The organism is Pirellulales bacterium (assembly GCA_019636345.1).
Taxonomy (GTDB): domain Bacteria; phylum Planctomycetota; class Planctomycetia; order Pirellulales; family Lacipirellulaceae.
In genome coordinates this window covers 81,332-104,534 of sequence record JAHBXQ010000004.1, presented here as the reverse complement: position 1 = coordinate 104,534, position 23,203 = coordinate 81,332, and the positions used below count along the sequence as shown (strand labels likewise).

Sequence of the window (23,203 nt, the reverse complement as noted above, 5' to 3'; positions counted from 1 at the left end):
CATGCTCCATGCGTCAGCCAAAGCGTACGTTCGGCGACAGGCGGCCTCGCCGCTGCTGGCGTTGCAGCTGGTCGTCGCCTACGTGGCGGTCGTCGCAGCGTTTCGGCCGGAGGTCCTGTCGGCGGACAATTTGAACGACGTCGTCGTCAGCGCGGCGCCATTGGCCGTACTGGCAATCGGGCAGACGTTCGTCGTAATCGCAGGCGGCATTGATCTGTCGCTCACCGCCCTGGTCTCCTACGCCAGCGTCGTCGGCGCCACGGTGATGACGGGAACGTCGAGCGAACCGGGGGGGAGCGTACTGGCGGGGCTGTTGGCCATGGCGTGCACAGGGCTGGTTGTCGGCGCAGTACACGGGGCGAGCGTTGCGTGGGGCAAGATGCCGGCGTTTCTCGTCACCCTCGCGTCGCTGATGTTCCTAGACGGATTGGCCGAGTGGCAAACCCGGTCGCAGCCGATCGGCAATCTTCCGGCAAGCTTCATCGACGCGGGCTTTGCGCGGTGGCTGGGCGTTCCCGCGCCAGTGGTCGTCGCAGCGGTCGCCGGCGGCGCAGCTCACCTGCTCCTCGCCCACACCGTGTACGGGCGTCAGTTGTACGCTGTCGGCCAAAACGCGGCGACGGCGCGGGTTTCGGGGGTTCCCGTCACGCGCACGATCGTGGTCGCCTATCTTGTCAGCGGCCTGATGGCCGCCGTGGCGACCGTGATCTACATGTTGCGGCTCGAAACCGGCAAGCCCGACCTCGTGGGGGCCAGCGTCCTGCTGGACTGCATTGCCGCGGTCGTGATCGGAGGCGCGAGCCTGAGAGGGGGCTCTGGCAGCGTCCGCGGGGCGGCGTTCGGCGCGCTGTTTCTGACGCTCGTCGGCAACAGTCTCAATCTGTTCGGCAATCTGCAAATCTGGCACGTCCTGACGATCAAGGGGGCGTTGATCCTGCTTGTCGCCGCGCTGGAGTCGTACCGCGCCGGACTGCGGGGAGGACACGCCGCATGACCGATTGGGCGCTGCAACTTGACGGAATCGACAAGCAATTCTTTGGCGTGCCGGTGCTGCGCGGGGTGACGCTCGGCGTCAGCCGCGGCGAGGTGCTGGGACTTGTCGGCGAGAACGGCGCCGGCAAATCGACGTTGATGAACATCGTCAGCGGCGTGCTCAGCCCTGACGGCGGATCGATGCACTTGGGAGGCGAGCCGTTCGCTCCGCAGTCCGCCGCAGACGCCAGTCACGCCGGAGTGGCGATCGTCCGGCAGGAACTGAATCTGTTCGCCAATCTCTCGGTGGCTGAGAACCTGCGATTGGCCAACTTCCCCGTGCGCCGAGGAATGGGGCGCGTCGTCGTCGATCGCCGCGAACTGCGACGCCAGGCGACGGCGGCTCTGGAGCGAGTCGGACTGCGCGTCTCGGTCGACCGACTGGCGGGTCGGCTGACGCCGGGCGAGCGGCAGCTCCTGGAGATCGCCAAGGCGCTGCAATCTCGCCCCCGGTTGATCCTGCTCGACGAACCGACGACGTCCTTGGCGGCGGCGGAATGCGAAACGCTGTTCGGCATCATCGATGCGTTACGGCGCGACGGGGTCGCGGTCGTCTACATCTCGCACAATCTGGCCGACGTGCGTCGGTTGTGCGACTCGACGGCCGTGCTGCGCGACGGCGAGTTGCAGGGAGTCGGCCCTGTCGCCGAGTTCTCGCTCGATCGGATGATCTCGATGATGGTCGGGCGCTCGATCGACGCCGTGTTCCCGCGGCGGACCGCCCTGCAGTTCGGCGACACTGCGCTCGAAGTCAAGCATCTCACGCAGCCGGGCGTAGTGCACGACGTGAGCTTCACATTGCGGCAGGGCGAAATCGTCGGCGTCTCGGGCCTCATGGGCTCGGGCCGAACGGAACTGTTACGGATTCTGTTCGGGCTGGAGCCGCATCAGTCGGGCGAGGTGCTGTTGTTCGGGCGCCCGGCGGCCCGAAGCCCGCGACACAGCATCGCCGCCGGCATGGCGTTGGTTACTGAGAGTCGCCGCGACGACGGGCTGTTGCTGGATTCTTCGGCCGTAGCCAACGCGTCGCTGGTCGCCTTGCCCCGCTTCGGTTCTCGCGGATTGGGCTGGTATCGGCAAGACAAAGCGACCGCCGCCTGCAACTCGGTCCTGCAGAGTTTGCAGCTCCGCGCTCAGTCGACGACCAATCAACCGGTTCGGACTCTAAGCGGAGGCAACCAGCAGAAGGTCGTTCTCGCCAAATGGCTGCTCGCTCGGCCCCGCGTCATCTTGTTGGACGAACCGACGCGGGGAGTCGACGTCGGCGTCAAGACGGACATCTATCGGCAAATTCACGAACTGGCCGCGGGAGGCGCGGCGGTGCTGGTCGTGTCGTCGGAACTTGAGGAGTTGATCGGCCTTTGCGATCGGTTGTTGGTCATGGCCGCGGGGGAGGTCCGCGGCGAAGCCCGGCGCGACGAGTTTGATCGCGAGCGACTGCTGCGAGTCGCGTTCGGGGAGGAGCGGCTGACATGACCAAGCGCGCCGCGCTGCGATCGACGTTCCGCTCCGGAGTCCTGCCGGCGCTGCTGCTCGTGGCGCTGTGGGGAGCGTTTTGCGCCGCGTCGCCGCAGTTTGGCACTCCCGACAATGTGGCGCGGATCCTTGCTCACGCTTCGTCGAACGCGATCACGGCGATCGGCATGACGTTCGTGCTGATCGCCGCGGGAATCGACCTGTCGGTCGGAGCCGTGATGCTGCTGGCCGCGGCAATCGGGGGACAGTGGCTGCTCGGCGGGGGAACGACTTTGGTCGCGGCTGCAACGATGGTCGTTGTCGGGGCGTCCTGGGGCGCCATCGCCGGAACGCTGATCACGCGTCTGCGGATGACGCCGTTCATCGTGACGCTTGCTCTGCTGTTCGTCGGACGGGGCGCGGGGCTATGGATCACCCGTACTCGACCGATGGCGCTGCCTGACGAGTTTCGAGTCATCGGCGCCGAAACGATTGCCGGGATTCCAATCCCGATTGGGATCATGCTGATCGCCGTCGTGCTGGCCCATGGCGTGCTGACACGGACGCCCTTCGGTCGACAGTTGTACGCCATCGGCGAGAACGCCCGAAGCGCCCGCGAGGCGGGGATCGACGTCACGAGAAACATCGTCTTGGCGCACACGATTTGCGGCGCGTTTGCGGCGTTGGGCGGCGTGATCACGCTGTCACAGCTCAATGCGGTGTCTCCGTCGCTGGGCGAAGGACGCGAACTGACGGCAATCGCCGCGGCCGTGTTGGGAGGCGTGAGCCTGTTCGGCGGGCGCGGCGGCGCGCTGGGGGCCGTGCTGGGCGCCGTCTTCCTGCAGACGATCTACAGCGGACTGAACGCCCTGGACGCCGATCCGAGCTTCGATCTCGAAATCAGCGAATACGCTTACCCGCTCGTCACCAGCGCGATCATCTTCGCGGCAGTGATGACCGACAGCATGCGAACCGCTTGGCTCGATCGGGGACGACGCCCCCTGATTCGCCCCGGAGAGGTCCGCTCCTGAACGACGCCGATCCCGAATCCGAATTGCAGCAATTGCCCCGAGATCTCCCCTGACGCCTGCCATGACCTCATGAGCTCCGCCCCGACACGACAACTGAATGCGGGACCGCTGCAGGCACATTTCGAGACTGCCAGCGGTTGCCTGCGCTACGTGCGCTGCGGCGACGAAGAGGTCGTCCGCGGCGTCTACGTCGCGGTGCGCGATCGGAATTGGGGAACGATCGAGCCGCGAATCGCCAATCTGGTCGTCGACCAGCAGAATACGGAATACGGCGGATCGTTCACAGCGACGTTCGACGCGGAGTGCCGGGCCGAGGAGATCGACTTTCGCTGGTCGGGCCGGATCGTCGGAAGCGCCGGAGGAGAGATTGAGTATCGCATGCAAGGGCGTGCAGAGCGCACCTTTCTCAAGAATCGCATCGGGTTCTGCGTGCTCCATCCGGTGCGAGAATGCGCCGGACAGACGTGTCGCGTGCTGCTGGTCGACGGGCGGGAAACCGAGTTCGTCTTCCCCGTGTCGATCTCTCCTCACCAGCCGATGCGGGGATTCGCCGCGCTGCGCCATGCGTTGCCCAGCGGAGTCGAAGTGGAAATCGCGTTGGCCGGCGACGTGTTTGAGATGGAAGATCAGCGAAACTGGACCGATGCGTCCTACAAGACTTATTGCACGCCGCTGGAGCTTCCGTTTCCCGTCGTCGTCGAGGCGGGAAGCACGATCGAGCAAAGGGTGCGGATCACTGTCCGCGATCTCCGCCGTCATGCGACGCCGACTCGGATCGCTGCGGACGTCCACTCTCGGGGCGAGCGGTTGCCCTCGCTGCGGTTCGACGGGCGCCGCCTGCCGTCGCTCGGGTTGTGCACCACTGATGACGTTCCGGGGCATTCGGCCGACGAGGTCGGGCGCTTGCGGCAACTTCGGCCAGGGCACTTGCGACACGCAGTCGCGATGACGAACGCAGACTGGACAGAGCGGCTGCGAACGGCACACGAGCTGTCGGAATCGCTCCAGACTCCGCTCGACCTCGCGATCGTCTTGACGAACGACTTCGAGGCGGAACTTGCCGATTTGGCCGCGACTTGTCAGGCGCGTCCGTCGTCGATCGCCAATTGGCTGATCCTCCGCTCAGGCTCGAAAGCGAGCCCGGCCACGTGCCTTGAGGCGGCGCGGCGGCACTTGCGCCCGCTTGCGCCTGGCGCTCGGATCCTGGGCGGAACGGATGCGTACTTCGCCGAGCTGAATCGCGAGCGCCCCGATCTCCGTCTGGTGGACGGGGTCTGCTATTCGATCAATCCGCAAGTGCACGCATGCGACGACGCCTCGCTGATGGAGACGCTCGAGGCGCAGGGAGCGACCGTCGGCAGCGCCGCGGCGTTCAGCGGCGGGTTGCCGATCGTCGTCGGGCCGATTACCCTGCGGCCGCGGTTCAATCCCAACGCAACAGCGACGGATGGGCAGACTCAGCCCGGGGAACTTCCGGATTCTGTCGACCCGCGTCAGCGCATGCCGTTCGCCGCAGCCTGGACCGTGGCGAGCGTCGGGGAGTTGGCCGCCGCTGGCGCCGATCGCTTGACTTACTTCGAAACGATCGGCTGGCGGGGGCTCATGGAACGAGCGACGGGCTCGCCGCTTCCGCAGAAGTTCCCCTCGCAACCTGGCGCCGTGTTTCCGGCGTATCACGTGCTGGCCGACATCGGCGAATTCGCAGGAGCCGAGTTCGCCGCGACGTCGATCGGCAGTCCGATGCAGTTGTACGCCCTTGCCCTGCGGCGCTGTATGCGGCAGCGACTCATCGTCGCCAACCTGCGCCCGCGAGACGCGCTCGTTCATCTCACCGACGCAATTCCGGCTGAGGCTGGAATGGTGCGGAGTCGTTTTCTCGACGAAGGGACGGCCGAGTCGGCGGCGAGGCAACCGGCGGAGTTTCGCAACCGCTGGAGCCGCTTCGCCGTCGATCGCCCGACGACGATCGGTCCCTACGGCGTCGCGACGTTCGACCTCATCGGCGAGGATGCTTAAGCATGAAGACGCTTCGATTCGGGATGATCGGCGCCGGATTCTGGGCCAAGTACCAGTTGGCCGCGTGGGGCCACGTTCCTGGAGTCCGCTGCACAGCCATCGCGAATCGCACGCGGGGCAAGGCCGATCGACTGGCAGCAGAATTCGACGTGCCGGCGACTTACGACGACGTCGAGACGATGCTGGCCGCGGAGGAGTTCGATTTCATCGACGTCGTCACCGACGTCGGCACGCATCGGCGCTTCGTCGAACTCGTCGCAAAGCACAAGCTCGACGCAATCTGCCAGAAACCGCTGGCGGAGTCGACCGCCGACGTGCGAGCGATGATCGCCGCATGCCGCGAGGCGGGAACAAGGTTGCTGGTCCACGAAAACTGGCGCTGGCAAACCCCGCTGCGCGCGGTGAAGGCGGCGCTCGATGCGAATGCCGTCGGCAAGGTGTTTCGCGCCCGGATTCAGTACAGCAACAGCTTCCCCGTTTTTGACAACCAGCCGTTTTTGAGAAGTCTCGAACGTTTCCTGCTGATGGACATCGGAACGCACGTCCTCGATGCGGCGCGGTTCCTGTTCGGGGAATTCGAGTCGGCGTATTGCCAGACGTGCCGGGTTCACCAGGGCATCCGCGGCGAAGACGTCGCAACAGTCATGCTCCGGACCGTCGGCGGGGCGACGGTGAATTGCGAAATGAGCTACGCCAGCCGGCTGGAGAACGAACGCTTCCCGCAAACCTTCCTGCTGATCGAGGGGGAACGCGGATCGATCGAACTCGGCCCCGACTATTGGGTGCGAACGACCACGTCGGAGTTGACCGACGTCAAACGTCACGCGCCGTACCAGTATCCCTGGGCCGACCGCGATTACGACGTGGTTCACGCGAGCATCGTCCCGTGCTTGCAGAATCTGACCGCCGACCTGCGCTCCACGGCGCCCGCGGAGACGACCGCGGCCGACAATCTGCGCACGCTCGAGCTCGTGGAGGCGGCGTACGAATCAGCGGCGACAGGCTGCAGCGTCAAGCTCCGTTCGGACGCGGAGGAGGAGTAAGCAAATGGAAACCAAGCCCGGACCGGGGGTGAACGCCGTTCGTCGCGTCCCGCTGCCGCCGTTGACGCTCGCCTACTACGGCGACGACTTCACGGGCAGCGCCGACGTGATGGAGGCGCTCGCCAACGCCGGCCTGCCTGCGGTGTTGTTTTTGGAACCTCCCACGCCGGAAATGCTCGCGAGGCATCCTCACGCGCGCGCGGTGGGCGTCGCGGGGGTCAGCCGCTCCATGACGCCCGCCCAGATGGATGCGGCGCTGCCGGCGGCGTTCGACGCATTGGGACGGCTGGGCGCCCCGCTGGTGCACTACAAGGTCTGCTCGACGTTCGACTCTTCGCCCGCAGTCGGCAGCATCGGGCGGGCGCTGGAACTCGCTCGAGAACGCTTCAGCACAATCGCCACGCCCATCGTCGTCGGGGCGCCGATCTTGGGCCGCTACTGCGCGTTCGGCAACGTGTTCGCGCGGTCGGGTCTCGAGAGCCCGGTTTATCGGCTCGATCGGCACCCCACGATGTCGTGCCATCCCACGACTCCGATCCACGAGAGCGACGTCCGGTTGCTGCTCGCGCGCGAGACGACGATGCGGATCGGATTGGCGGACGTCTCGCACGTTTCCGGCGGCGCGACGGCGGCTCGGGCCGAGTTCGATCGAGCGTCGCGCGACGGGGCCGAAGCGGTGGTGTTCGACTCGGTCGAACCGAGCCATTTGCCGGTCGTCGGGCAAGTCGTCTGGGACCTCGCCGGCGAGGCCGCGATGGCGGCGGTCGTCCCGCCGAGCGGCGCCCGGGCGCCATTGCCGCTGTTTGTCGTGGGTTCCTCGGGGGTCGAGTACGCTCTGACGGCGCACTGGATCGAGACAGGTCTGTTGAGTCCGCAGCCCGCGCCGACGTCCGCTCAGGCCGTGAAGCAGATCGTCTGCGTCTCGGGAAGCTGCTCGCCGGTGACGGCTCGTCAGATCGAGTTCGCCCTGGCGCATGGCTTCGTCGACTATCCGGTCGATCCGTCGCAACTTCTTGCCGAGAACAGTCGCGACGTGGTGCGTGACGTCGTCGCTGACGCGACGGCGCTTCTCTCCGCCGGCGTCAGCGTCGTGCTGCACACCAGCCGCGGCCCCGACGACGCACGCATCAAGCAGTTCGCCAAGCGCAGAGCATTGAGCACCGACGGGCTCAGCGCCGCGGAGATCATCGGCTCGCATTTGGGCCAGATCTTGCGACAGATCGTCAAGCAGACCTCGCTGCAGCGCGTGGCCGTGACCGGCGGCGATACGTCGGGCTACGTCGCCCGACAGCTCGGCATCGAATCGCTGGAATACCTCGCCCCAGTGGCGCCAGGTTCGCCGATTTGTCGGGCGCATGGTCGATCTGACGACACGTTGGCGACGGGACTGGAGATCGCCTTCAAGGGCGGCCAAGTCGGCTACGCGGACTATTTGGTTCGCGTCCGTGACGGACGCGTCTGCTCGCCTCTCGTCGAGCCTCGCGGCTCGGCGTCCCCTGTTGATTCCCCGACTCCGTCGTCGGCATCTGCCGCACGGAGATGAACCTAGCCCGGAGAACGTCCCTTGATCACCATCGCAATTATCGGAGCGGCAGGCAACATGGGCGCCCGCGCCTGCGCGCGACTTGGCAACGATCCCGAGTATCGACTTTTGTACGTCGAAACGGGGGAAGCGGGACGCCGACGGCTGCACGAGTTGGGGATCGAGGTCACCGACGCGGCGACCGCAGCCCCGCAGGCGGACGTCGTGTTGCTTGCGGTCCCCGACCGGCTGATCGGTTCGGCCTCCGCGGAATTGGTTCCGAAGATGAAGCCGGGGGCGATGGTCATTTGCCTCGATCCGGCAGCGCCCCACGCCGGCCGGCTGGCGGTTCGTTCCGATCTGAGCTATTTCGTCACCCACCCGGCTCATCCTCCCGTGTTCAACGACGAGGAGGACATGACCAGCCGCCGCGATTTCTTCGGCAGCGGGCTGGCGAAGCAGGCCGTGGTGTCGGCTTTGATGCAGGGCTCGAACGAAGATTTCGCACGCGGCGAAGCGATCGCCAAGAAGATGTTCGGTCCCGTGCTGCGATCGCATCGCGTGACCGTCGAGCAGATGGCGATCCTCGAGCCGGCTCTTTCCGAGACGCTGGCCGCGACCTGCCTGTCGGTCATCCGGCGAGGACTGGACATCGCCGTCGAGCGGGGCGTGCCGGCCGAAGCGGCTCGGGACTTCATCATGGGGCATATCAACATCGAGCTTGCCATCCTGTTCGACGAAATCGACTGGAAGTTTTCGGCCGGCGCCCAGGAGGCGATGAAACTGGCCCGCCGACGATTGTTCCGCGACGACTGGGAAGGGATCTTCTCCGACGACGAGGTGATGGCGAGCGTGCAGCGGATTACGTCGCTTGATCTCGCCGCCGAACATCGGGGCAACGGCGAGGCGTCTTGACAGCGCCGGCGACGGTGCGGCGGAGCGAGTCCCGCGCGCCGGTCGACGACGCAGCCCCTTGGAGAGAAACCGCCTTGAACTTGTTCATCCGCTTTGACGGCCAGGGTCGCGCGGCGCGCAGGGGCTTCCTCCGCAGGGCGCTTCGCGACGGACTGCTCGCGCTGACGTGCGGCACGTGCTGGATTGCCAGCGGGGAAAACGCTGCGCCTGAGACGACGGGGCCCCCGCGCCCGATCGCGCTGCACCCAGACAATCCGCGCTACTTTCTGTGGCGGGGCAAGCCTGCGATCTTGATCACTTCGGGCGAGCACTACGGTTCGCTCTGCAACGCCAAGTTCGATTACGGCCGCTACTTTCAGACTCTAGCCAAAGACGGTCTCAATCACACGCGGACCTTCTCGGGGATTTATCGCGAAACGGCCGCGTCGTTCGGCATTACAGCCAACACGCTCGCCCCGGCCGCCGACGCGTACTTGGCGCCATGGGCTCGCAGCTCCGTCCCTGGAGCTAACGACGGCGGCAACAAGTTCGATCTCGCCGTCTGGGACGAGCGATACTTCCGACGACTCGACGACTACATGCAGCAGGCGAGCGATCACGGGATCGTCGTCGAGTTCACGCTGTTTTGCCCCTTGTACGAGGACGACCTCTGGCGGATCTCGCCGCTCAACGGGGCGAACAACGTCAACGACGTCGGCCACGGCGACAAGAGCGAAGCGCTTTCGCTGAAGCACGATCGCCTGCTCGCCGTGCAGTTGGCGGCGGTCCGCAAATTGACGACGGCGCTGCAGAGGTTCGACAACGTGATTCTGGAGATTTGCAACGAGCCGTACGCCCGCGACGTCCCTGACGCATGGGAACGACGCATCATCGACGAGATCGTTGCTACGGAGCGCAGGCTTCCGAGCCGGCACTTGATCTCGCAGAACGTCGCCAACAAGACCAAGCGGATCGTCGATCCCCATCCCGCGACGGCGGTGTTCAACTTCCACTATTGCACGCCCCCTGACGCCGTGCGGGACAACGACCATCTCGACCGGCCGATCGGCGAGAACGAGACGGGGTTCCGAGGAAAAGAGGACGTCTTGTATCGCACCGAGGGCTGGGACTTCATCCTCGCCGGCGGGGCGATCTACAACAATCTCGACTACTCGTTCACGGTCGACCGCCCGGCCGGAGATTTTCGGCAGTACCAGTCGCCGGGCGGCGGGAGCCCTGAACTGCGGACGCAGTTGGGAATCCTCAAACGATTCATCGAGAGCTTCGATTTCACGAGCATGCGTCCGGACGACGAGACGGTGCAATCGGTCTCCGCGGACCTCGTGGCGCGAACCCTCTCCGAGCCGAGCAAAGCGTACGCCGTCTATCTTCACGCCCGACTCCCCTTCAAGCCGGACGACCCGCAGCAGTTCGAGCAGATCGAGCGGGTCGAGCCGATAACGCTCAGGCTCCCTCCTGGCGCATACCAAGTCGACTGGCTCAACCCGCGAACCGGAGCGATCGATCACAGCGAATCGTTCTCGCACTCCGGCGGAACTCGCGAACTGGAGACTCCGCCGTTCGCAGCCGACGTGGCGCTCAAACTCCTCCGCACGGGAGACTGAGGGAGCGGCGAGCCGCTCGTACGCCCGTTCGGGTCGACCGACTCCTGAGCAGTGGGTCAGGCGGCCAGCCACTTGGCCAGCAAGGCGTAGTCGCGACGGAGGGCTTGCAAGTTCTCCGCGACTCCTGCATCCGGAAGATATTCGACGTGCAGCGAGACGGGGCCGGAGAACGCGTCTTGGCGGAGGAGTCGGAAGAAAGCCGGATCGATCGAACTCCCCAGCGGGGCGTTCTCAGCGACGCGTCCCTGCCAGCGGAAGTCCTTGACGAAGACGGCTCCAATCTGCGGTCGCATCAGTTGGTACAGGACGTCCCAGGAGAGTCCCGCCTCGACAGTGGCGTGACGGATGTCGAACGCCATCGCCAGATTGCCGGGCGGAAGGTCTTTGATCAGTTCGTAGAGGTCCCACACCGTCGCGCCGACGAAGCCGAACCCGGAGTGATTTTGGTAGAGTCCGACAAGTCCCAACTCACGATTGAGTTCGGCCAGCGCAGCGAACTTGGGCTTCAACTCGGCGAGCTGCGCGGGGATGTCGCGCCGCCGATCGTAGCGGTAGTGGCTCATGCGATACCGCCTGATGCCGTACGCGGCGCAGGTCTCCAGCACTTTGCGGCCCGCGGGATCGTCGGCATCGAGAACGTCGGTCGTGGCGATCGCGACCTCCAAGTCGCGTTTGCCGAGCGCCTCGACGAGTCGCGGCAATTCGTCCTCGACTTTCTCGGGCTCGATGCGGCCCCCTCGGCGAACGGTCGCCTCGACGCCGGCAAAGCCGATCTCGGCCAACGCGTCGGCGAGTTCACGGCAGCTCAGCCGTTGAATGAACTTCTCAAATGCGCAGAGGGAAACCGCGGACGAGTTGTCGGCGGCTTGGGTTCCCAGCGCGGACAAAGCCAGCGGAGCCGCGGCGGCTTTGAGCCAAGCGCGCCGATCGATTTTCAGGGGTGGAGACATGCCGACTTGAACGCGTACGTTGCGGAGGTCGTCGCGGCTTCGAGCGATTCGCTCGTCAAGCCACGCCGCGCCAATCGTTGCGGCTGGGGCGGTCGAGCAGTTCATTGGCGGCGGCGGAGCCGATGAACCGCTCGGCTGCCGGGTCCCACTTCACCGTCGTCTTCAGCTTGATGGCAATATTGCCAAGGTGGCACAGGCTAGCGCTGCGGTGGCCGATCTCGCCGGTCGCGCAGGGCTTCTCGCGCGTCCTCACGGAGTTCAGGAAGTCGAGCTGATGATCAACGCTCGTCGAGAGAAGCTGGTCGTCCCGAAGCTTCACGTCAGCCAGACTGGCCGGTTCCGTGACGAAGCCGAGGCCTCCGTGCTCGACGGAGATGCGTCCCTCGGACCCTTCAAAGACAATCTTCACGGGGGGCATGGCCGTGGTGCAGGTCAGTTCGACGCCCGTCGCGTACCGGCACTTGAACGTCGTGTGGGTCGCGGCCGTGAAGAGGCTCCCCTCGGGCAGGTATTTGGCGTCGACGTACTCGACTTCGACAGGACCCGAGTCGTCCATCCCCAGCCCCCACTGGGCCATGTCGAGCGAGTGGGCGCCGAAGTTCGTGACCTGGCCCCCCGAGTAATCGTAATTGAATCGGAACCGATAGAGACACCGGTCCTGGTGATACGGGACCGCCGGCGCAGGCCCGAGCCACATGTCGTAATCGAATCCCTCGGGTACGGGCATCGGCTGCCAGCCCGGCCCGGGGCCGATCATATTGTGCTCCCCGACGTGCGTGAGGATCGACTTCACCTCGCCGATGTAGCCGTTCCGCGCCAGCTCGCACGCCTGACGCACCACCGGGTTGGAACGTTCGTGACTGCCCGTCTGCAGAACGCGACGATGTCGCTCGGCCGCTGCAACCATCGTCCGCCCCTGGGCGATCGTAAGGCTGAGGGGTTTCTCGCAATACATGTCCTTGCCCGCCTCGGCCGCCAGCAACGCCATGGGAGCGTGCCAATGGTCGGGGGTGCAGATTGTCACCGCGTCGATGTCGTCGCGCGCGAGAAGGTCGCGAAAATCTCGATAGGCGTCGCAACCGCGGTAGCTCCCCGAACTGCGCCGCTCGGCATAGTGTTCGTTGACGATCGCTTGGGCCGGCTCGCGGCCGTAGAAATCACGTTCGCCTCGATAGCCGTAGCTGCCGACATTGACGTCGCACACCGCAATTCCTTGGCACGTCGGGTGCGCCAGGAACTTCTGCATGATCGGCGTCCCTTGGTTGCCCGTGCCAATGAAGCCCATCGTGATGCGATTGCTGGGGGCATTCGCGCCAAACGCCGAGGCCGGCACAAAGTACGGAGCGCCAGCGGCCGCGACCAACGTCGAAGCCCGCTTCAGAAACTGGCGGCGAGATGAGCCGAGACGGCTGGGCGCGGACATGAGCGATTGCCTCCGTGAATGGGACTCGTCGACATGGCGGCAGTTGACCGCAACGGCGGACGGACCTTGACCGCCGACGCCCGCCCAGCGGACCTCCAGGAGAGCGATGCGCTTGGACGTTCTCCCCGCGAGCAATCCCCTGCCCCCGCAGAGACTGCTCCGTTCCCAAGCGCCTTCGCCTGGAAACCGGATTGACCTCTTCGACGCATCGAGCCTGAAGGACCGCTGAAGGCGGACACACTGCCCCGCATTCGAGTTGGAGCTAACGCCTGCGCCGCAACGCGAACGTCGCGACGAACAATGCCGCCAGCACGAGCGTAGCCGGTTCCGGGACGACGCCGACGGCCGCCGGAACGCCGGCGCCGTAGTTCCGTTGCCACACGAGAAAATCGTCTCCGTCCAAGTCCGCGCCGTAGCGGGCCTGCCAGCCCGATGTGGCGTTGGTCAGATCGTCTCCGTCGACCATGCCGTCGCCGGTGAAGTCCCCTGCCAGGGGCGCGGCCGCGACATCGACGGCGAAGTCAAGATAGTCGACTTCGTACACGGCCGTATTGCCGCCCCCGCGGTTTCGAAGGCCGAAGACATTGCCTGTCGTAAGGGGGGCGACCGCGTCGATCGCTTCGATCGTCGTCGTGTAGGTATCGACCGGATCGCCGTTATTGCTGTTGCCGTTGGGAGCCCAACCGGTGAGCGTTCCTTTGAGATGCATCGCGGGAACCGCCCCCCCCATTCCGTCGTCGGCCGTCGTATGCAGGAGTTCGAAGCTCATGCTGAAGACGCGAAATTCGCCGGTCGACTCGTCGAGGATGTCGAGAACGCCCGTGGCCAAGCCGCCCAGATTGCCCGAAGCGAGCAGATTGGACGCGCCGCTGTTCACTTCAAACAGCCGCATCAAACCGGTGCGCGGACGAAAGTCGAAGAAATAATACGAGCCGTTCACCGGATCGAGTCCGTCGAACATGCCGAGCAACCCGAGCGTCGTGTTCGCCGAGAAGCCGGTGTTGAGAATCTTAAAGTCGGTGCTGACGGTCACGTTGGCGCCGGCGGCGTTGTCGACGTCGACCCAGGCGCCGTTCGTCCGCTGAGAACCGCCGGCAAGACCGGTGCGATTTTTGAGCACGCCGTCGGTCGTGTTGAGGACCCATTCGCCGTCGTACACCAGCGGATCGGCCAAGGGATCGTTCGGCTGGACGTAGGTCGTGACGTCGTTGATGTCGGAGGTGAAGTCGTTGTAATACGGCGCCGTAACGGCCTGAGCGGCCTGCCCCGCAGTCGCGACGACTGCCAGGGCGGCGCCGCGCGACCAAGCCGAGATTCGGGCCCGATTCGAAGTCCTGTGCTTCATCTTAGCCACCTTGTTAGAGAAGAGTCGGACGGCCTGCTGCAAGCTCGGCCGTTCGCGCATGGAACATAGTTGCAGGAACGGCAAGCGCAAGCGCCCCTGCACAATTCGCGACGTCGTTGTCTAGCGGCCAAGCCGCCTCCGAGCCGCGAATGCCAAGGTTGCTGCGACCGCAACCAAACTCATCGCGCCCGCTTCGGGCACGACGCTAAAATTGTCAAAAGCCACGATGAGCGATCCGTTGGTGTTGAGCGTCCGCGTGCGGAAGCCGACGAAGGTTCCAGTTTTCACCGCCGCGAGCGGGATCGATGGGATTCCAGTGGCGAACGACGTGTTGTCCGTCAGGTTGTCGAGTTCCAAGGCAAGCCGCATCACGCCGGCGCCCAGGTCGTATTCGGCGCTCGTCCGCAACCGATACAGCTTGTCAGTCGCCAAGGCGGCCGTCGGCGTGCTCGTGATTGCGGAACCGGCGCTGAGATTAAAGAGCCGAAGCGTGCCGCCGATCGATATGTCGGCGAGATATCCGTCATTGAACACCGGGGAATCGCCGAACAGGACAAGTCCAATCGTCGAGTTGTTGTTGTTCGAGGCCAGAAGTCGAAAATCGACCGAAACTGTGTAACTGCTCGTCAACCCGTTGCCGATGCTGCCTGCGAAGTCGAGCGCCGAGTTGGCGTTGTTGTTGCTGCCGTTGCGAGTGTTCGTCACTTGGTATTCTTGATCGCCGGCGTAGTCGCTGCCAGCGACGACTTCCCACGCAGAGACGCCGCTGACGTGGGAGGGACCCTGCGGCAGGAAGATGCCGTTTTCGGCGCCCCCTTCGGCGGGGGCCGAAGTCCCCAGAACGTCGTCGTCGAAATTCTCGACGTAAGGAACAAGCGCGGCCGAGGCGGCCGGGGCGGACAGATACCAGGCCACGATGCCGATCGCGACGTACCACCAATTGGTCCGACTCATGAGACCCCCCAGTTGCTAGAGCGATAAGGAACGAGTGATTGACCGGCCAGAAGCGGCCGAGTGAGCGAAAAGCCAAGGAATGATCGAGAAAAGCGGTCGAAACGACTGTTTCGAATAGGTCAACTGAAGGGTATATTAACTGAGATCTCAGTGAAATGCAATCAATATTTCTGTAAAATGGCGTCTTCAGACGCTCTTTTTCCCGCCGGCTGTTTCCTCCCGGTTTCCCAAGCACTCCTCGCCCATGCCTCCTCCCATGACCTCACTGTGTCGCGGCTCATGCCTTCGGGCAGCCATCCTCGGGCTCGTTGCCTCCTGGGGGACGGCTCTTGGCCGAATTGTCGAGGCGGACCGACCCAACGTCCTGTTGATCATGGTCGACGATCTGAACGACTGGATCGGCTGCTATGACGGCCACCCCCAGGCCGAGACGCCCAATCTCGATCGACTGGCTCGCCGGGGGGTTCGATTCACCAACGCCCACTGCGCAGCGCCTCTGTGCAACCCGTCGCGGGCGGCGATCTTCTCCGGCTGTCACCCGCTGCGGACCGGCGTTCTTGCCAACGACGAACAGGACATCCGCAGCGCGGCTCCCGAACTGGTGCTCCTTCCCGAGCATTTTGCAGCGGCCGGCTACGAGACGCTCGGCGCCGGCAAGTTGCTGCATCAATCAAGTCGCGGATTGTTCCAAAAGGGGTCGTTTCCGCACTTGCGTTGGAGCCCTTTCTCGCCCGGAGACGTTCGCTATTCGGACGCCGAATTGCCGAGCAAAGGCACGCTGGCCCAGCGACATCAAGCCACGCTGAAGGGCCAAACGATCTCACTCCCCTTGAACGGGATGCCCAGCGACCGACTCCGCGGCTCTCCCCAGGGCGAGTCGTTCGATTGGGGCCCTCTCCCCGTGACCGATCGGGACATGGGCGACGGCCAAATTGCCGAATGGGCGGCCGCTCGGTTGCGCGAGCCGCGCGACAAGCCCTTCTTCCTGGCGGTGGGGTTCTATCGACCTCATATCCCTTTGTTCGCGCCGCAGCAGTACTTCGACCGCTTGCCGGAAGAGACAGTCGTCTTGCCCCATTCGCCGGCCGACGATCTTGACGATTTGCCGGCTTTCGCCCGCGAGATCGCGCTGGAGGCGGACACGGCCGGCTTGCACGCGAGCGTGCTTCGGCACGACCAATGGCGGGCGGCGACCCGCGGGTACTTGGCCTGCGTGTCCTTCGTCGACTCCCAGGTGGGAAAACTGTTGGACGCGCTCGACGCCGGGCCCCACGGACAGTCGACAATCGTCGTGTTAATGAGCGACCACGGCTGGCACTTAGGAGAGAAGCAGCACTGGGGAAAGTGGACGCTGTGGCGCACCGCAACGCGAGTTCCGCTGGTTATCGCACTGCCCCGCGGGCGCGAAGGGGTCGGCAGCGATCGGCCGGTGAGTTTGCTCGACGTCTATCCCACGCTGTTGGACGCCTGTCGACTGCCGCCGCGGGCCGGGCTGGACGGACGGTCGCTGCTGCCCGAGCTGCGCGAGAGCGGGGCTGCGTCCTCGGTCGCTCCGGTTCTGTGCGTCCGGGATCGCGGGAATTACGCCCTGATCGGTTCCGAATGGCACTTCATCCGCTATCGCGACGACAGCCAGGAGTTGTATGCGGCCGCTGACGCAAATCAGTGGGAGAACCTTGCCGGCTCCCCTGATCATCAAGAGGTGCTGGCAACGTTGAATCGAGAGCTGAACGAGCGTCTGGAGGCATTTCCTGAGCAAGTCGGCAAGTAATTCGGACTTTCCGTAAAAAGGCGCGGCGAAAGACTTGAATTTAACTGAGATCTCAGTAGAATGCCGTATAGTCTCTTGAGCGATCTCATCCCGTCTCGGGGGGGTGACTCCCCTCGGACATGCATCCCGATTCGCCCTTCCAAGGCGATGACGATTCTCATTTAGGAGCCTCTCTTGAGCATCGACTTGCCCCAGGCGCCAGAGCCCGCTGCACCGCGCCAGCTGCTGCGGAACGAGGCCTACGCGAAGATCAAACGGATGATCCTGTCCGGCGAGTGCTCGCCGGGGGCGGCGTTGTCGGAGCGTCAACTCTCCGACCGGCTCGAGATGAGCAAGACGCCCATTCGGATGGCGCTGGAGCGGCTTGACAGCGAGGGGCTCGTGGCGATCTCGCCCCAACAGGGGGTCTTCGTGCGCGAGTTGTCGATTCACGAAATTGCGGATCTGTTCGAAATCCGCTTGATTCTCGAAAGCTATACGATTCGCACGATCACCGGCAAGCTGACCGCACAGCAGCGATCCGCAATCGAATCGCTGCTCTCGCAGCAGTACTTGGCCGCCATGGCCGAGGATATTGAAAGCAGCGTGTCGCTCGACTTGGAATTCCACCTGGAGTTCTGCAAGTGCCTGGGCAACCACGAGATTCTGCGCGTCATCAATCAGTTGCGCGACAAGATGCTGATGGTCTTTACGCGGCATATGCAGCGGAACCCGTCGCGGATGATCGCCAACCAGTCGGAACACGTCGCGATCGCCGAGCAGGCGTTCGCCGGCGACAAGGATGCCGCGGCAGAATTGATGCGGCGTCACTTAGAATACGGTCGCGACTTCATGCTGTCGTTCCGTCGGGACGACGGCGCGTCGCGCAATTCCTAACGAACACGTTACGTCCGAGTCGTCGGTTCCGTCCGACGTCGCCGCCAAGCGCTCGGCAATCGCGCCAGGGGCTCGCCGTCTGCGAGCGGTCTGGCGGCGAGGCGTTGCGCCGACGGGTCCCGGCTCTTCTCCATTCCAATCGTGCTGTCGCTCATCTCGACATCTCTTTCCGTTATTTGCAAACCGGAGTGCGCCATGGTTTCCGTATCGCGGACTCGCAGAGGTTTCACGCTCGTGGAATTGCTCGTAGTGATCGCCATCATCGGCGTGTTGGTCGCCCTGCTGCTGCCCGCCGTTCAAGCGGCTCGCGACGCGGCGCGACGCATGCAATGCACGAACAATCTCAAGCAGATCGGTCTGGCCATGCAGAATCACCACAGCGCGAAGAACGCCTTTCCGCCGGGAAAGATCGCGCTGGGGAACGAGAACACCGCGTCGAACGTGTGGGAAAACTGGGCCGTGTGCCTGCTGCCGTACATGGAACAGCAGACCCTGGCAGACGCTTACGATTTCAATCTTCAGAACAGCCACGCCAATCACCAAATCGTCGCGCAGACTCAGTTGTCGTCGATGAGTTGCCCGGCGGATTCGAATCAGCAGAACCTGATTCAGCCGGCGAGCGGTTCGAGCGGCGGGTACGAGTGGGCGCCGGGATCGTATAAGGGAAACATGGGGCGCGGCGCGATTACGACCGCCCAGAGCGGCACGGCGGGCTTCTTCAACGATTTTCGCGTCCAGGTCGGAGACGGCGTCGATCACGTGCCGTGGCACTGGCGCGGACCGTTGCACGTGGTGACGACGCCCAAGAGCCCCTACCCCGCTCAACGCACGATCCTCGCCAGCCGCGGGACCAGCGGCGAGCTGAAGCACAGTCTGCAGCCCGAGGGGATCAAGAACATCACCGACGGGACGTCGAACACGCTCATGGTCGGCGAGTACGCCACGATCACGCGACCGCAGCGAAGCGCCCTCTGGGCGTATTCGTTCTTTGGCTACAACATGGGCACGATTATCCCCGAGATCGGCAATCTGCCGTTTGCGCCGGATTTCGATCTGTGCGAAGCGACGCTCGAGGGGATCTCGAAGGCGCCTTGTCAGCGCGTCTTCTCGTCGGTGCATTCCGGCGGCGTCATGAACTTTCTGTTCTGCGACGGCTCGGTTCACGGCATCTCGAACTCAGCGGACGTCTACGTCCTGGCGGATATGTCGACGATCGAGGGAGGCGAGACCGTCTCCGGCGTTCGATAACACGACGCGCATCAAAAGCGTCTTTTCCGGTTTCAACAAGCTCTCGAGGCGATCGCCATGGTGAAGGCGTCGACACGATCCTGCGCGTGGCTGCTGCTCGGACTGGCTGCGACGGTCGGCTGCGGGTCGCGGGTGGAGATCTCGCCGGTCTCCGGGGTAGTGACCTTGAACGGCAAGCCGGTTCCGAAGGCCAAAGTGCGATTCATGCCGGCGCCGCAGGAGGATCCCGAGGCGGTCAAGCAACTGGCCATGGGTGAAACCGACGAACAAGGTCGATACTCGCTGACCGTGTTCCGCGGCCCGGAGGGCGCCGCAGTCGGACTGAATCGCGTGATGATTACGACGCGCGTCGTCGACGACAACGAAAAGGTGCTGTCGCGCGAGACGATCCCGGCTCAATACAACTCCCGAACTACGCTCACGTTCGCCGTCCCGCCGGGGGGCACCGACCAGGCGAACTTCGATCTTAGCCGATAATGCGCCCGCCGTTCGGGCTGAGCGCGGTCGCGTGCGCTCTGACGGCAGGCGACCGCCCACGTCTTCTATTCATATTTTCATTCTATTCACACACTTGCGGAACAGTCATGAATGTCAGCTCGCAGCAACGGGCGACTTGCCGGCGACCGGCCATGCCTTGGACTCGAATCCTCGGTTGCGGGGCGCTGGCGGCGGCAATTCCCGCGGCGGTTCTGGCCGCCGAAGCCGGCTCCGTCGCAGTTCCCCGCGGCGAAGGTCGTTACCAGCAACTGGTCCAACGCCACTTCGACCGCGTCCTGGCGACGGGCCTTGATCGCTACGGCAAGGACAAGAACTCGCTCTGGCTGGCTTCGATCGATTTGGCGAACGGCGGACAAAACGAAAAGGTCGACAACGCAAGTCGCCGCGTCTATCGGCGGATTCACGCCCCGCGAGGCAGCAATCTTTACTGGGACCTCCCGACGCTCGTCGCCGCGTATCAGTTGAGCGAGAAGACGGGAGATCCCAAGTACGCCGCCGCCTGCGACGCGTACATCAACGACTTTTTCGCTCGTTGCGTCTCCCAGGAGAACGGTTTGTTCTTGTGGGGCAATCACCTCTGGTATCACGTCTTCGACGATCGGATGGAAAAGATCGGTCACCCCGCGCACGAGGCCCGGCCGTTGCCGATCAACTGGGAAGCATTCTGGCGAAACTCGCCTGAGCGAACGGCGCGATGCATCCGCGCGTTCGGCACGCACCACGTCACCGACCAGACCACGGGCAGTTTCGATCGCCACGCCAAGACGACCGTCGCCGTGTATCGACCGACCGAGAAGGACGTCGCGGCCAGCTATCCGTTCCTCGAGGCGGGCGGCGTGATCGCGGAATCGCTCTGCTGGCTGGCCGCCAAGGACGTGGAGGACAAGGACGCGTTGATCGAAACGGCCCTCAAGGTCGCGCGCTACAGCGCGGCACAACGGGGCGAGGCGACCGGACTTATCCGCAATCAGCCCGTGCAGCGACGCTGGGATTACAAGAGCGCCTCCTCCGAAGTCGGACTGTGGGGCGCCATGCTGCTGCGCTGCGGCGAATTGTCAGGCAACGCGGAGTTCGCCGAAATCCCGCAGCCGGGCATGCTCGCCTATCTCCGCTACGGCTGGGACGCCGAAGCGGGCAAGTACTTCGGCTCGGTCAACGTCGAGGACGGCCAGCCGAGCAAGCCGAACACCTCGGAACCGTTTGCTCCGACCAGGCACTCGGACGTCTGGGAGCCGCTGTTCCCGACGCATGATTATCCAATGGAAATGGCCGAGGCGTGCCTCGACTTTTACGAGAAGACCGGCCGGGGCGAATACCGCGCCGGCGCCGAGCGGTGGGCCGAGCATGTCCGCAACAGCTTGCCCGCCCAGTACCAGCAAGAGCGACACTCAGGCCCGATGATTGACGGGGCGTTTGCCAGCAGCTACGGCCGTGCGATTCATTTCCTCTCGCGGGCCGGTCGGATACTCAACCAGCCGGAGTATCGGCAGTTGGCGGAACAGGTCGCCGAGGAGGCGGTCGGGCGACTCTACATCGCCGACATCGGCGCATTTCGCAGTCATCCCGGCGAGGACGTGGCCGACGCCGTCGATGGACTGGGCGTGCTGTTTCTAGCGCTCATGGAATTGGAGTCGGGCGACGACGGCGAGTTGCAGGGTTTTCACTTCTAGCAGCCGCTGCGACGCCGGGAGCAGCGGTCGGACCGCGGCTCCGGCCTGTCGCACCGAGGACGAGAGGTTTGATGCAGGCGCCACGGGCCATCATGCGTACGACCGTCTTGATCGCAAGCATCGCGCTGGGATCGATCGGCGGCGTCGCGCTCTCGGCGACCGGTTCAGTCGACGACGGGTCTGCCCGCCGAAGCTGCGCGGTTTGGACGACGATCGATCTCGCGCTGACGTCTGCCGCCGAGCACCCTTGGTACGAGTTCCCGGTCGCCGTCTCGTTCGTTCATGCCGATTCGGGCCAGGAGCTGAAGATCGAGGGATGCTGGGACGGCCCGCGGCGATGGCTCGTCCGCTTCGCTCCCCCGACTGCCGGCACATGGCGCTATCGCACGCAGTCGAGCGACTCGCGACTTGCCGGCGTCGGCGGCGAAATTGAAGCGATCGCTCCCGCACCGGGACAATTGGTCGACAATCCCGGCTTGCGCGGCGCGATTCGGATCAGCGCCGACGGCAGGACGTTTCAGTACGCCGACGGCTCTCCCGTGCTGCTGCTGGCCGACACGTTGTGGGGGGGGAACACGGCGCGGTGCGGGCTGGGCGACCAAGCCGACGGACCGTTTCATCAGTACCTCGCCGATCGGCGCAGCAAAGGGTTCAACACGGTCTTGATGCGCTTCCTGAACGGCTTCGGGGACGAGCCGAACAACCCCGAAGGCCAGCGCAACGAAGGGGGGCGAGCGTTTCTGGATCGCGAGTTGACGCGTCTCAACCCCGAATACTTTCGATTCCTTGACCGCCGGATGGAGGCGATCCGTTCGGCCGGCATGATCACAGCCGCGCCGTTCTCATGGTGGGGGAAAACGAAGCGCTGCCCGATCGATTTCGTCACGGCGCGGAGGCTGAGCGAGTACTGCGCCGTTCGGTACGGAGCGTTCCCGTCCCTGTGGGCCCTGTCGGGCGAGTATCAGTACGCGCTGACGGATTGCGGTTGGACGCCGCGGCAGTTCAGCGCGTTGGGCGAAGCCGTACAGCGGCATAATCCTTACCGGACTCCCCTCTCGATCCACCCCAGCAGTCGCCTCGTCGCCGGCGACGAGCATTTTCAGCATCAATCGTCACGACCCTTTCATCACGAGTCGTGGCTCGATCACAACTGGCTGCAAACAGGCCAGAACGTCCGGTCGATGTTCCGCATCGTCAGCAGGACCGCCGAGAATCGGGCCTTGTCGCCCGTCAAGCCGGTGTTTTGCAGCGAAGCCTGTTACGAACGCGCTTCCGATCCGCAGGGCGCCTATCACGCACGGTGGCAAGCGTGGGCGGCGTATCTCAGCGGTTCCGCGGGATACGGCTACGGGGCGTTCGGCGTCTGGCAGTTCTACGACCCGGACGACCGGGAGGGCGAAACCGGCAAGCCCTCGCCGGAGACGATCCCCTGGCCCGAAGCGATGCAAATGCCGGGCTCGGCGCAAGTGCGACACGCCGTCGATTTGCTCCGCGAGTTCTCCTGGAACCGCCTGGAGCCGCGGCGCGACATGGCGCTCGTGAACGGCGCGAAGACCCGCATCCCGAGCGCCGACGACGTCAGCCCGCCGCTTTGCGCTGCGATCCTCGGCGAAGGTTACGTCGTCTACCTCCCGCGAGGCAACGGGGGCAAGCTTTTGGAATTGAACGACCTGGAACCGCGCCGGTACGCGGCCAGCTGGTTCGATCCGCGCACGGGAAACTCGCACGACGTCGCCTCCCTTGAGTATTCAGGCAAGCGGCTGCGCGTTCCGCCGCCGCCGACTCCGGGCGACGAGGATTGGACGTTTGTGCTGCGGACGCATCGCCGGCAAGCGACGACTGACTGAACG

At 64.6% G+C, this 23,203-nt stretch carries 18 protein-coding genes; 14 read left to right on the top strand and 4 right to left on the bottom strand.

From position 1 onward, the window contains the following. Position 1: 1 nt before the first annotated feature. From KF688_11130 to KF688_11095, 8 genes are all read left to right on the top strand, one after another. Positions 2-994 carry an ABC transporter permease gene (locus KF688_11130; GenBank protein MBX3426224.1) on the top strand — a complete coding sequence of 331 codons (993 nt, stop codon included), beginning with the start codon at positions 2-4 and terminating at the stop codon, positions 992-994. Next, positions 991-2,508, top strand: a complete 1,518-nt coding sequence (locus KF688_11125) for a sugar ABC transporter ATP-binding protein (GenBank protein MBX3426223.1) — start codon at positions 991-993, stop codon at positions 2,506-2,508. Before KF688_11130 ends, KF688_11125 begins: the two co-directional genes overlap by 4 nt. Next, entirely contained in the window at positions 2,505-3,518 is a 1,014-nt protein-coding gene (locus KF688_11120; GenBank protein MBX3426222.1) for an ABC transporter permease, read from the top strand. Before KF688_11125 ends, KF688_11120 begins: the two co-directional genes overlap by 4 nt. Before the next feature lie 69 nt (positions 3,519-3,587). Beyond that, a complete protein-coding gene (locus KF688_11115) occupies positions 3,588-5,534 on the top strand; it encodes a hypothetical protein (protein ID MBX3426221.1) in 1,947 nt (648 codons plus the stop codon). A 2-nt stretch (positions 5,535-5,536) separates the two neighbouring features. Next, positions 5,537-6,577 carry a Gfo/Idh/MocA family oxidoreductase gene (locus tag KF688_11110; GenBank protein ID MBX3426220.1) on the top strand — a complete coding sequence of 347 codons (1,041 nt, stop codon included), beginning with the start codon at positions 5,537-5,539 and terminating at the stop codon, positions 6,575-6,577. Between the two features lie 4 nt (positions 6,578-6,581). Beyond that, a complete protein-coding gene (locus KF688_11105) occupies positions 6,582-8,120 on the top strand; it encodes a four-carbon acid sugar kinase family protein (GenBank protein MBX3426219.1) in 1,539 nt (512 codons plus the stop codon). Positions 8,121-8,141: 21 nt separating this feature from the next. Then, on the top strand, positions 8,142-9,014 hold the full coding sequence (locus KF688_11100) for an NAD(P)-binding domain-containing protein (protein ID MBX3426218.1): 873 nt from the start codon (positions 8,142-8,144) through the stop codon (positions 9,012-9,014). Between the two features lie 74 nt (positions 9,015-9,088). Beyond that, positions 9,089-10,618 carry a hypothetical protein gene (locus tag KF688_11095; GenBank protein ID MBX3426217.1) on the top strand — a complete coding sequence of 510 codons (1,530 nt, stop codon included), beginning with the start codon at positions 9,089-9,091 and terminating at the stop codon, positions 10,616-10,618. A 56-nt stretch (positions 10,619-10,674) separates the two neighbouring features. Here the strand turns inward: KF688_11095 and KF688_11090 are convergent, their stop codons facing one another. The 4 genes from KF688_11090 to KF688_11075 all read right to left on the bottom strand — a co-directional run bounded on the left by KF688_11090 (position 10,675) and on the right by KF688_11075 (position 15,290). Next, positions 10,675-11,568, bottom strand: a complete 894-nt coding sequence (locus KF688_11090; GenBank protein ID MBX3426216.1) for a sugar phosphate isomerase/epimerase — start codon at positions 11,566-11,568, stop codon at positions 10,675-10,677. Between the two features lie 55 nt (positions 11,569-11,623). Next, positions 11,624-12,991 carry a Gfo/Idh/MocA family oxidoreductase gene (locus KF688_11085; GenBank protein ID MBX3426215.1) on the bottom strand — a complete coding sequence of 456 codons (1,368 nt, stop codon included), beginning with the start codon at positions 12,989-12,991 and terminating at the stop codon, positions 11,624-11,626. A 262-nt stretch (positions 12,992-13,253) separates the two neighbouring features. Next, a complete protein-coding gene (locus KF688_11080) occupies positions 13,254-14,336 on the bottom strand; it encodes a PEP-CTERM sorting domain-containing protein (GenBank protein ID MBX3426214.1) in 1,083 nt (360 codons plus the stop codon). A gap of 120 nt (positions 14,337-14,456) precedes the next feature. Beyond that, complete coding sequence (locus KF688_11075; GenBank protein ID MBX3426213.1) at positions 14,457-15,290, bottom strand: hypothetical protein; 834 nt, start codon at positions 15,288-15,290, stop codon at positions 14,457-14,459. A 373-nt stretch (positions 15,291-15,663) separates the two neighbouring features. On the opposite strand from KF688_11075, the gene KF688_11070 reads away from it, so the two are divergent. From KF688_11070 to KF688_11045, 6 genes are all read left to right on the top strand, one after another. Continuing rightward, positions 15,664-17,061, top strand: coding sequence for a sulfatase (locus tag KF688_11070; protein ID MBX3426212.1), 1,398 nt, complete (start codon positions 15,664-15,666; stop codon positions 17,059-17,061). A gap of 174 nt (positions 17,062-17,235) precedes the next feature. Continuing rightward, complete coding sequence (locus KF688_11065) at positions 17,236-17,937, top strand: GntR family transcriptional regulator (GenBank protein ID MBX3426211.1); 702 nt, start codon at positions 17,236-17,238, stop codon at positions 17,935-17,937. A gap of 234 nt (positions 17,938-18,171) precedes the next feature. Further along, positions 18,172-19,185, top strand: coding sequence for a DUF1559 domain-containing protein (locus KF688_11060; protein ID MBX3426210.1), 1,014 nt, complete (start codon positions 18,172-18,174; stop codon positions 19,183-19,185). A gap of 57 nt (positions 19,186-19,242) precedes the next feature. Then, positions 19,243-19,662, top strand: a complete 420-nt coding sequence (locus KF688_11055; GenBank protein ID MBX3426209.1) for a carboxypeptidase regulatory-like domain-containing protein — start codon at positions 19,243-19,245, stop codon at positions 19,660-19,662. Positions 19,663-19,814: 152 nt separating this feature from the next. After that, positions 19,815-21,353: a hypothetical protein gene (locus tag KF688_11050; GenBank protein ID MBX3426208.1), complete on the top strand. Its 1,539-nt coding sequence runs from the start codon at positions 19,815-19,817 to the stop codon at positions 21,351-21,353. Between the two features lie 92 nt (positions 21,354-21,445). After that, positions 21,446-23,200, top strand: a complete 1,755-nt coding sequence (locus KF688_11045) for a DUF4038 domain-containing protein (GenBank protein ID MBX3426207.1) — start codon at positions 21,446-21,448, stop codon at positions 23,198-23,200. Positions 23,201-23,203 lie beyond the last annotated feature (3 nt).

Bases quoted from the DNA above. Each gene is read 5' to 3' on its own strand.
- KF688_11130 (MBX3426224.1), top strand. From the start codon at position 2: ATGCTCCATGCGTCAGCCAAAGCGTACGTTCGGCGACAGGCGGCCTCG.
- KF688_11125 (MBX3426223.1), top strand. From the start codon at position 991: ATGACCGATTGGGCGCTGCAACTTGACGGAATCGACAAGCAATTCTTT.
- KF688_11120 (MBX3426222.1), top strand. From the start codon at position 2,505: ATGACCAAGCGCGCCGCGCTGCGATCGACGTTCCGCTCCGGAGTCCTG.
- KF688_11115 (MBX3426221.1), top strand. From the start codon at position 3,588: ATGAGCTCCGCCCCGACACGACAACTGAATGCGGGACCGCTGCAGGCA.
- KF688_11110 (MBX3426220.1), top strand. From the start codon at position 5,537: ATGAAGACGCTTCGATTCGGGATGATCGGCGCCGGATTCTGGGCCAAG.
- KF688_11105 (MBX3426219.1), top strand. From the start codon at position 6,582: ATGGAAACCAAGCCCGGACCGGGGGTGAACGCCGTTCGTCGCGTCCCG.
- KF688_11090 (MBX3426216.1), bottom strand. From the start codon at position 11,568: ATGTCTCCACCCCTGAAAATCGATCGGCGCGCTTGGCTCAAAGCCGCC.
- KF688_11085 (MBX3426215.1), bottom strand. From the start codon at position 12,991: ATGTCCGCGCCCAGCCGTCTCGGCTCATCTCGCCGCCAGTTTCTGAAG.
- KF688_11080 (MBX3426214.1), bottom strand. From the start codon at position 14,336: ATGAAGCACAGGACTTCGAATCGGGCCCGAATCTCGGCTTGGTCGCGC.
- KF688_11075 (MBX3426213.1), bottom strand. From the start codon at position 15,290: ATGAGTCGGACCAATTGGTGGTACGTCGCGATCGGCATCGTGGCCTGG.
- KF688_11070 (MBX3426212.1), top strand. From the start codon at position 15,664: ATGGTCGACGATCTGAACGACTGGATCGGCTGCTATGACGGCCACCCC.
- KF688_11055 (MBX3426209.1), top strand. From the start codon at position 19,243: ATGGTGAAGGCGTCGACACGATCCTGCGCGTGGCTGCTGCTCGGACTG.
- KF688_11050 (MBX3426208.1), top strand. From the start codon at position 19,815: ATGCCTTGGACTCGAATCCTCGGTTGCGGGGCGCTGGCGGCGGCAATT.
- KF688_11045 (MBX3426207.1), top strand. From the start codon at position 21,446: ATGCGTACGACCGTCTTGATCGCAAGCATCGCGCTGGGATCGATCGGC.